We start from the raw sequence: 9,513 nt of genomic DNA, 5'->3' as shown, positions 1-9,513 counted from the left end.
AAAACGACCACGACTTCCTCACCCGCATCGCCCACCGCTGGATCGACGCCCTCGACCAGGACGGCACCGAACCGTCCGAAGAAAACCTCCGCCACCGCCAAGGCATCTTCCTCCACCGCAAACGCGGCGGCCTGCACCACTTCGAAGTCCACGCCACCACCGACCAATACGAAGTCCTCACCACCGTCATGAACACCGCCACCAACCCCCGCACCACCACACCCAACACCACCGGCTGCCGGAGTGACGCCAGCGCAGAAGGCCCCGACCACGAGGACACCGACCACGAGGACACCGGCCACGAGGTCAGCGGCAACGAGGGCACCGGCCACGAGAGCGGCGACAACAGCGGCGACAGCGCCGCAGTCGACCCCGACACGGCCTTCAACGCCCCCAACCCGGAACCGGACCTGGACCGCCGCACCCTCGCCCAACAACGCCTCGACGGCCTCGTCGGCGCGAGCAAGGCAGCCCTCGCCACCGGCACCCTGCCCACCACCGGAGGACTCCGCCCCCAGGTCATGGTCACCGTCTCCTACCGGGACCTGCTCAACAGCATCGAAACCACCGCCGCCCACGGCCCCCGCTACGCTCCGAACGCAAACCGCCCCGACACCCGGCCCACAGACCGCACCCAGCCAACAAACACCCCCTGGCAGGCCACCATCAACCCGCCAACCGGCCCGGACACCTGGCAGACCGGCCCGGACACGTCACAGCCCACCGAACCCGAACCCGAACCCGAGCCCCGCACGGGCACCGGCACTGACTTCCCCGCCGCCAGTACCCCTGACGCTGCCCCGCCCGGCATCCACCGGCCCGGCACAGGACTCTTCGGCACACCCACCGGCAGCGGAACCTTCACCTACACCGGCCCCGTCACCGCCTCCACCATCCGCAAAATCGCCTGCGACGCCGACATCACCCCCGTCCTCCTCGGCGCCGAAGGACGCATCCTCGACATCGGCCGCACATCACGGGTCTTCCCACCCCACATCCGCAAAGCCCTCACCGCCCGAGACCAAGGCTGCGCCTTCCCCAACTGCACCATCCCCGCACCCTGGTGCGAAGCCCACCACATCACCTACTGGTCACGTGGCGGACCCACCAGCACCGACAACGGCGTGCTCCTCTGCACCCACCACCACCATCTGATCCACAAAGAACAATGGAAGATCCACGTCAAAAACGGAATCCCCTGGTTCATCCCGCCACCCCACATCGACCCCCGCCAACAACCCCGACAAAACCACCACCACAAAACATGAACCGGCGCACACTGCCGGCAAAGGGGAGGGCCACGCCCTTGTCCACCTGCAAAATTGATTTGTATGCCAGGGTCCGAGGGCCGGATCCTCAAAGGGAAAGTACCGCGAGTTGGTGGATACCGGCATGCCGTGATCTGTCGGTACTGGGCGGGTCACTGACATCGCGCCCCAAAAACCGGAAGCGCCCGGCCCCTCAAAGTCGGGACCAGGCGCTTCCGGTGAAACGATGTTTGCAGCGCTACGCGTCCTGCCAGCCACTGCCTTCCGTGAACGTGGCGACGAGGGTGCCTACGCCAGTTTGCAGCGAATTCGAGGGGTCCTCGTAGAGGGACGCCTCCGTCGCGCGGCTGTGGGTGATGAGCTGCTCGGCTTCGAGTTTCGCTTCGGGAACGGTTGCTCCGATGATCCCAGTACGGGCGGGAAGCTCTGGACTGTGCACTACTTCGGCATTGGTCTCCGAGAGCGGGATAGTGGTCCCGGGCCGAATCTCGTCGTGCGGAAACTCGAATTCGGCGTCGTCGGGGGCAGCGGGAATCGTGTACTCCAGGAAGTAGTTCATTCCCCCAGCCTTGCAGATAACCGCCACACCAGAAACCCCGCACCGCCGCCCACGGGCACGAATATTCGCTGCCCCCTCAACGGGAACGCTAGCGAAAGACGCTCCGCTCCTACCGCCCCGCCGCGTATCCCTGCGCACCCCGGGGGTTGGCGGCGGCCTGCAGCACACCGGTTCCGGGATCGCGTACGACGGCGGACAGCCGTCCCAGCGTCCAGTCCCCTGCTCTGGTGATCCGGTGCCCCCGCCGTTCGAGCCCGGCGATAACCTCATCGCCCAGCCGATCCTCGACGACGGCGCCACCCGGTTCCCATGTGCGCGGCCAGAAGGACCCGGGCATCGACGTCGTGTGGAACGCAGGCGCATCGATGGCCTGTTGCGGCGAGTACCCGCCCACGATGGTCCGCAGCAGGTACAGCAACTGCCATTGGTCCTGCTGGTCTCCCCCTGGCGAGCCGAGCGCGGAAACAGCAACGCCATCACGCAGCACGAGCGTCGGCGTCAGCGTGGTCCGTGGCCGCTTGCCCGGGGTCAGGGTGGACGGCGTTCCGGGCTCGAGCCACGTCATCTGCAACCGTGTACCCAGGCAAAAGCCGAGCTCGGGAATTGCCGGTGACGACTGCAGCCACCCGCCGGACGGCGTGGCCGAAACCATGTTGCCCCAGCGGTCCACGACGTCAATGTGGCATGTGTCGCCGCGGGTTTCCCCGGTCGTCGCCACGGCAGCTTCACCAATCGTAGTTTCACCCACAGCAGGTTCACCGATGGTCGGTTCGCCGACGCCCGCAGCGGCCGCCGCGGAACCTGAGGTGCCCTGAGCTGCACGATCCCCGGAGACCGTCGACCCGCCGCCGTCATTCGACAACGCAGGCGGGACGTAGTCGGTGCGAAGCACGGGAACGAACGGATCGCGCCCGGGAACGGAGCCCGGACGGAACTCGTGCGACGCGTCTTCCGTGATCAGCTCCCGGCGCGACGCCGCGTACTCTGCCGACAGCAGGTAATCGAGCGGGACGTCCGCGTCACCGTAGTACGCCTCACGGTCCGCCAGTGCGAGCTTCTGGGCCTCCAAGATGGTGTGCGCCCCGAGCTCGGTGGACGGGTCGAGGCGGTCGTCATCAAAGCCGGCCAAGATGGCGAGCGTCTGCAGCAGGGCCGGCCCCTGGCCCCACGGGCCGGTCTTGGCGACGGTGTGCCCCCGGAACTCGAACGTGGCCGGTTGCTCATACGACGCGCGGAAACCCGCCATGTCGGCCATCGTCATGACGCCGCGGTGGTCGGTCCCGGACGAGTGGCGGTGCGGAGTGCGAACACTTTCGGCTATAGCGCGGGCCACGAAACCTTCGCTCCATTCCCTGCGGGCGGCGTCGATACGTTCCTCGCGCGTGTGCGCGGGCTGTGCGGCGAATGCTTCGCCGAGGCCGGCACCGGCCTGGACCAGTTTCTGGAGGGTGCGGGCAAGTGCCGGATTCCGGACCAGCTCGCCCTGCTCCGGAACGCGTCCCTCCGGCATCCACAGTTTGGCAGACGTTGGCCAGTGCTCCCGGAACAGCACCGACACTGCCGAGATCGTGCTGCAGACGCGGGCCAACACCGGATGGCCGTCACGCGCATACCGGATGGCGAAATCCAAGACCTCCGCCAACTCCCACGTTCCGTGATCCCTCAGCAGCAACAGCCACGCGTCGACGGCGCCAGGAACCGCCGCGGCCAGCGCACCTGAGCCAGGGACCAGTTCCAGTCCCTCCGCGCGGAAGTGTTGAACGGTGGCTCCCGCCGGCGCCGGGCCCTGGCCCATCAGGACCACCGGTGCTCCGGGTGCCTCCGCCGTGCTGAAGACCCCTGTCATATCACCGCCGGGCCCGTTGAGGTGCGGCTCCACCACATGCAGCACGAAGGCGGCGGCAGTGGCCGCATCGAACGCGTTGCCGCCCCGCTCCAGCACGGACTGCGCGGTGCCGGTAGCGAGCCAATGGGTAGTTGCGGACATGCCGAACGTGCCCTGCAGCGTAGGACGGGTGGTGAAAGTGTCCGGCCTCGTAAAACTCATAGGGGCTACTGTAGCCACCGGTTTCCGCTGCTCCGGGATACGGCGCCCGCGACACGCTCCCCGCGCGGGAGCCTATTTGCCCAGGCCGGCCCGCCGGAGAGCTTCGGCCATGGATGTATCCGCTGGAGCCGGCCGCCGGCCGGACTGCTTCGGCTGTCGCCTTCCGCCGCCGGTATCTGCCGCAGAGCGGTCAGGGACGTTGGCTTGGCGTTCCCCGGGTTTTGCACCACCCTCGCCAGGAGCGGCTGTCCGGTTCCGGCCGCCGTCCCGGCCGCCGTCGCGATTGCCGTCCCGGTTGCCGCCTGCTGAGCGGCCGCCTTCCCGGTCCCGGTTGCGGCCGCCGTCGGGGCCGCCGCCTGCTGAGCGTTCGGCGGCGCCGCCGCCTTCCCGGTCTCCGCGTTCCCCGCCCGGACGTCCCTCAGTTTGCCGTCCCCCAGTTTGCCGCCCACCGGCCGGCCGGTCGCCGGAGGAGGCCGGTTCGTCATCGAGCCTCAACGTGAGCGAGATGCGCTTTCGCTCCGGATCGGCCTCAAGCACCTTCACCCTGACTACCTGCCCGGACTTCACCACCTCGCGCGGATCGGCCACGAAGCGGTTCGCGAGTGCGGACACGTGAACCAGCCCGTCCTGGTGAACCCCCACGTCCACGAACGCGCCGAAGGCAGCCACGTTCGTGACCGTTCCTTCGAGGACCATGCCCGGCAACAGGTCCGAGATCTTCTCGATGCCCTCGGAGAAGGCCGCCGCCTTGAATGCCGGGCGCGGGTCGCGTCCCGGCTTCTCGAGCTCGGCGATGATGTCGCGCACCGTGGGGAGCCCGAAAGAGCCGTCCACAAAATCTGCAGGGTTCAGCCGCCCCGCATCAGCAAGCGGAGCAAGTCCGGCAGCGCCGGCACCGAGACCAGCGCCGGAACCAAGGCCAGCACCGGAGCCGCGAGAGACACCGGCCGCAGTCAGGATCTTCCGGGCCACCGAGTACGCCTCGGGGTGCACGCTGGAGGCGTCCAGCGGTTCCGCTCCCCCGGTGATGCGCAGGAACCCGGCACACTGCTCAAAGGCCTTCGCGCCCAGCCGCGGCACTTTCTTCAGCTCGCTGCGCTTGGCAAACGGCCCGTTTTCGTTGCGGTACGCCACGATGTTCTCGCTCAGCAGCGGCCCGACGCCGGCCACCCGGCTCAGGAGCGCCGGCGACGCCGTGTTCACATCCACGCCGACGGCGTTCACGCAGTCCTCCACCACGGCGTCGAGGCTGCGGTCCAGCTTCGAGGCCGTCACATCGTGCTGGTACTGCCCCACGCCAATCGACTTCGGATCAATCTTCACCAGCTCCGCCAGAGGATCCTGCAGCCGGCGGGCGATGGACACCGCACCCCGCAGGGACACGTCCATCCCTGGGAGTTCAGCGGCGGCAAGGGCAGACGCCGAGTACACGGACGCGCCCGCCTCGGACACCACCAGCTTCTGCGGCGCCCCGGCCCCCGTCCCCGGACCAGTGCCGGAGCCGGCAGCTGCCGAGAGCTGCTTGATCAGTTCGGCCGCGAGCTTGTCCGTTTCGCGGGACGCCGTTCCGTTGCCGATGGCCACGAGTTCGACGGCGTGCTGCCGCGCCAGCCGGGTCAGCGTCGCCAGGGCTTCGTCCCATTTGCGCGCCGGCGCGTGCGGGTAGACGGTGTCTGTGGCCACCACCTTGCCGGTTCCATCGACCACGGCCACCTTCACGCCGGTCCGCAGCCCTGGGTCCAGCCCAAGGGTGGAGCGGTTTCCGGCGGGCGCCGCCAGCAGCACATCTCGCAGGTTGGCGGCGAAAACGCGCACGGCCTCGTCCTCCGCGGCGGCGAACATCCGTCCCCGCAGGTCAGCCGTCAGCCGTGCAAGGACCCGGGAGCGCCATGCCACCTGCGCGGTCTGGATCAGCCACGAGTCGGCGGGCCGGCCACGGTCGGCAACGCCGAGGAACCTGGCCACGGCGGATTCGTAACGGGCGCGCGCGGCCGCCAGCGCGTCGTCGTCGGCCGGCTCCGCCTCCGCGAGGTCCAGCTCGAGCACACCGTCCTTCTCACCGCGCAGCAGCGCCAGCACCCGGTGCGACGGCATTCCCGACGGCGCCTGCGAAAACTCGAAGTAATCCGCGAACTTCTGCCCCTCGGATTCCTTGCCCTTCTTCACCCGGGACACCATCCGGCCCTGCGTCCACAGCCGCTCGCGCAGGTTCTCGGCAAGGTCGGCGTCCTGGGCCACGCGCTCCACGAGGATGGCGCGGGCACCGGCGAGCGCCGCAGCGGCGTCGTCGACGGCGTGGTCCGCGTTCAGGTACTTGGCGGCCTCGCGCTCGGGATCCAGTTCCGGGCGCTTGAGCAGGGCATCCGCGAGCGGTTCGAGCCCGGCCTCCCGGGCGATCTGCGCCTTGGTGCGCCGCTTGGACTTGTAGGGCAGGTAGATGTCCTCGAGCCGCGACTTCGTGTCGGCGGCCGCGACGGCGGCCTGCAGTTCCGCGGTCAGCTTCCCCTGCGCGGCGATCGCCTCCAGGACAGCACGACGGCGGTCCTCCAGTTCGCGGAGGTAGCGCAGGCGCTCGTCGAGCTCACGGAGTTGGCCGTCGTCGAGCGTCCCGGTGGCTTCCTTGCGGTAGCGGGCGATGAACGGAACTGTCGACCCGCCGTCGAGCAGTTCCACGGTTGCCTTCACCTGCCAGGCCTTCACGCCGAGCTCGGTAGCGATCTGTTCCGCTATGCGGGCGGCGACGTCGTCCGTGCCCTGGCCGCCGACCGGCGTGGTCGCGGGGATGTCCTTCCGCTTTGTCCCGGCGGCGGGGGCAGGGCTGGGCGTGGGCATTACGGGGTGCTGCGGCTGTTGGGTCACCAGAACATTTTGCCCTACCCGCCCGGATCCGGGGCGATCAAGGGCTGGCGGGGCGACCAAACCGCACTACCCACAACCGCTCTTAAGTGATGTAGTGACTTTATGCAGCGGGGGCATCGACTTAGGCGGCGCATCATGCAGGAATTGCTCATCATTCTTCAGGACGGCTTCAACGAGGATGAGGTCGCCATCACGGTCAACGGCAAGGAGGCCCGGTACGACCGCGATGTCACCACCCGGGAGTTGTTGGGCATGGCCGAGGAAGTGTCCGTTGAACTGCCGGCAAAAGGCGCAACGGTGGGGGTCGAAGTCACCAGCCGCCATCTCAGCGCGGAAATGAAGCTGCACGGCAGGCCGCGGAGCCTCCTCGTGTCCATTGAGGACGGTGAGCTCGTGCTCAGCGAAGGGACTGGACGCGAGGCCTTCCTGTAGGGCCGGTTGGCTAGTCCGGGTTAGGAACCTGCCGCGTCCGACAGTGAAAGTGCTTCGTCCAGTACCTTTCCGAAGTTCGCGGCGTCGTGCGCGAACCGGCCCAGGAACAGCCCGGACACACCGTTCAGCGTGGGCAGCAAGCCGGGTTTCGCGGAGCCGCCATAGATGACGGACAGCTCCTGCAGCCCGTGGGCACCGAGCAGCTCCCGCAGAATACGTACGACGCCGGACACGTGCTCCGCGGTGGCGGGCTCAGCGGCGCCGATGGCCCAGACAGGTTCATAGGCGATAACCAGGCGGGCGGCGAGGTCCCAGTCGCCGCCGACCGCGGCCGCGATCTGTTGGTAGACGAACTTGGCGGCGTTTTTCGCGCCGGCAGCTGCCGGCGTGTTCCAGGCGGTTTCCGGGCCGCGCTGCTCCTCGCCCACGCACAGCAGCGGGGTGATGCCGGCGCCGTGGGCGGCCCTGACTTTGAGCGCGATCATGGCGTCGTCCTCGCCGAAGTGCCGCCGTCGTTCGGCGTGGCCGATCTCCACGAGTTCCACGCCAAGTTCGGCAAGCAGCGACGGCGAAACTTCACCGGTCCATGGGCCGTCGGCCCAGCCGCAGTTCTGGGCGCCCAGGACCAGCGGCGATCCGGCGAGGATCTCCCCTGCCGCGGGAAGCACCGGAAAAGAAGGAATCGCGAACGGGACCACCCGCCCGGCCCCGAGGGCCGGGCGGGCGTCCACCTGTTGGTGCAGTTGCTCCAGCCAGCGGAGGCTGTCCCGATAGCCGAGGTACATCTTGGTGCTGACGCCGACCAAAATCGTGCCGGGGTCCTTGATGGCCTGGCTGAGCTGGGTCACGGGTTTCCTGCCTTTGCTGCTGTTACTACGCTTCTGCGGGTTTCCTGCTGACTACTTTTCCAGCACTGCCCGTTCTTCGGCAGTGCCGGCTTTCCCCGGAGTAACGGGTTTGCCGGCGGCGCTGGTTTCCAGCAGGTCGTCGGCCTTGTTACTGAACTTCCGCGTGCCGATCATCATGACCGCGGCGAGGAACGGCAGCACACCGAGAGCGTAGACGCCCATGGTTCCCGTGTCCGAGGCGGTGGCCTGGTTGACGGTGGTCCGCAGGATCGGGGCGACGAAGCCGCCAAGGTTGCCCAGCGAGTTGATGAGTCCGATGCCGGCCGCGGCGGCAGTCCCGGTGAGGAACGCCGTCGGGTATGACCAGGCGATGGGGCCGATCGAAAGGAAGCTGCACACCGCGAGGGTAATGAACACAATTCCCAGGGCGGGGAGGTGGTTCGCGCCGGCCCACGCCGAGCCGAAGATGCACAGGCCGGTGGAGATGAACAGGCCGGTACCCCAGACGCGGCGCCGGATCACGGTGTTGGCGGCCTTTCCAATGAAGTAGCAGGCGAAGATGCCGAAGAACCACGGGATCGCGGCCAGGAGTCCGACGGCGAGACCCACCTTTTGGCCGGTCAGCTGGGACACCTGCTGCGGCAGGTAGAAGGTCACTCCGTATACGGCGATCTGCAGGCAGAAGTAGATGATGGTGAAGTACCAGACGCGGCCGTTCTTCATCGCTGCCAGAACACCACGAGGGCCGGACTCTTCCTTGACGTTGTCCTCGAGGGCCATGACGTCCTCCAGGGACTTCTTCTCGTCCTTACTGAGGAACTTGGCGTCCTGGGGGCTGTTGATCAGGAAGAAGAAGGAGGCGACGCCGGCCAGGACGGCGAGGATGCCCTCGACGAAGAACATGACCTGCCAGCCCTGAACGCCGGGGACCTGGTCGCCGATGTTGATCAGCCAGCCGGACAGCGGCGCGCCCATCATCTGGGAGAACGGCTGCGCCAGGTAGAAGATGGCGAACATCTTGACGCGGACCTTGTTCGGGAACCAGGCGGCGAGGAACATGATGACGCCGGGGAAGAGCCCGGCTTCGGTCACGCCCAGCAGGAAGCGCAGGATGATGAACGAGGTCTCGCCCTGGACGAAGGCGAAGCACGCTGAAACTATGCCCCACGTGATGGCGATGCGCGCGAGCCAGACCTTCGCGCCGAACTTGGTCAGGAGCAGGTTGCTGGGGATTTCAAACAGGGCGTAGCCGATGAAGAATATGCCGGCACCGAGGGCGAAGGCGCCGGCGCTGATGCCCTTATCAACGCCGAGGGCTGCCTCGGAGAAACCGACGTTGGTACGGTCCAGGAAGGCCACCACGTACAGAATGACCAGCATGGGCATAAGTCGGCGGGATGCCTTGGAGATAGCCGACTTGAGGGTGGGCGACTCGAGCAGCGCCTTCGTGGCGGTGCTGCTTGTCGGTGAGACAGTCATTCAAACTCCTCATTGAGTAAA

At 67.5% G+C, this 9,513-nt stretch carries 7 protein-coding genes; 2 read left to right on the top strand and 5 right to left on the bottom strand.

What is annotated here, in order from left to right; translation table 11 throughout:
• On the top strand, nt 1-1,268 hold a 1,268-nt coding region (locus tag AC1DFE_RS06890; RefSeq protein ID WP_476905149.1), incomplete at its 5' end, for an HNH endonuclease signature motif containing protein.
• A 238-nt stretch (nt 1,269-1,506) separates the two neighbouring features.
• On the opposite strand, the gene AC1DFE_RS06885 is transcribed toward AC1DFE_RS06890, so the two are convergent.
• The 3 genes from AC1DFE_RS06885 to AC1DFE_RS06875 form a co-directional block, all read right to left on the bottom strand.
• Nucleotides 1,507-1,827 carry a hypothetical protein gene (locus tag AC1DFE_RS06885; RefSeq protein ID WP_476905148.1) on the bottom strand — a complete coding sequence of 107 codons (321 nt, stop codon included), beginning with the start codon at nt 1,825-1,827 and terminating at the stop codon, nt 1,507-1,509.
• A gap of 109 nt (nt 1,828-1,936) precedes the next feature.
• Nucleotides 1,937-3,874 carry a gamma-glutamyltransferase family protein gene (locus AC1DFE_RS06880; RefSeq protein WP_476905147.1) on the bottom strand — a complete coding sequence of 646 codons (1,938 nt, stop codon included), beginning with the start codon at nt 3,872-3,874 and terminating at the stop codon, nt 1,937-1,939.
• A gap of 72 nt (nt 3,875-3,946) precedes the next feature.
• Nucleotides 3,947-6,706, bottom strand: coding sequence for a Tex family protein (locus AC1DFE_RS06875; protein WP_476905162.1), 2,760 nt, complete (start codon nt 6,704-6,706; stop codon nt 3,947-3,949).
• A gap of 162 nt (nt 6,707-6,868) precedes the next feature.
• Here AC1DFE_RS06875 and AC1DFE_RS06870 point away from each other — a divergent pair, with 162 nt between their 5' ends.
• Nucleotides 6,869-7,165, top strand: coding sequence for a hypothetical protein (locus tag AC1DFE_RS06870; RefSeq protein WP_476905146.1), 297 nt, complete (start codon nt 6,869-6,871; stop codon nt 7,163-7,165).
• A gap of 20 nt (nt 7,166-7,185) precedes the next feature.
• Here AC1DFE_RS06870 and AC1DFE_RS06865 read toward each other — a convergent pair whose 3' ends face one another.
• Both AC1DFE_RS06865 and AC1DFE_RS06860 read right to left on the bottom strand, forming a co-directional pair.
• Complete coding sequence (locus AC1DFE_RS06865; RefSeq protein ID WP_476905145.1) at nt 7,186-8,013, bottom strand: triose-phosphate isomerase family protein; 828 nt, start codon at nt 8,011-8,013, stop codon at nt 7,186-7,188.
• Between the two features lie 51 nt (nt 8,014-8,064).
• Nucleotides 8,065-9,492 (bottom strand): MFS transporter, encoded by a 1,428-nt coding sequence (locus tag AC1DFE_RS06860; protein ID WP_476905144.1) that lies wholly within the window; start codon nt 9,490-9,492, stop codon nt 8,065-8,067.
• Nucleotides 9,493-9,513: the final 21 nt, after the last annotated feature.

The sequence above is a fragment of the Arthrobacter sp. 05T423 genome (assembly GCF_056396245.1).
This window is presented reverse-complemented; position numbering and strand designations above follow the sequence as displayed.

Excerpts from the sequence above, each read along its gene's own strand:
- AC1DFE_RS06885 (WP_476905148.1), bottom strand. The coding sequence starts at position 1,827 with ATGAACTACTTCCTGGAGTACACGATTCCCGCTGCCCCCGACGACGCC.
- AC1DFE_RS06880 (WP_476905147.1), bottom strand. The coding sequence starts at position 3,874 with ATGAGTTTTACGAGGCCGGACACTTTCACCACCCGTCCTACGCTGCAG.
- AC1DFE_RS06875 (WP_476905162.1), bottom strand. The coding sequence starts at position 6,706 with ATGCCCACGCCCAGCCCTGCCCCCGCCGCCGGGACAAAGCGGAAGGAC.
- AC1DFE_RS06870 (WP_476905146.1), top strand. The coding sequence starts at position 6,869 with ATGCAGGAATTGCTCATCATTCTTCAGGACGGCTTCAACGAGGATGAG.
- AC1DFE_RS06860 (WP_476905144.1), bottom strand. The coding sequence starts at position 9,492 with ATGACTGTCTCACCGACAAGCAGCACCGCCACGAAGGCGCTGCTCGAG.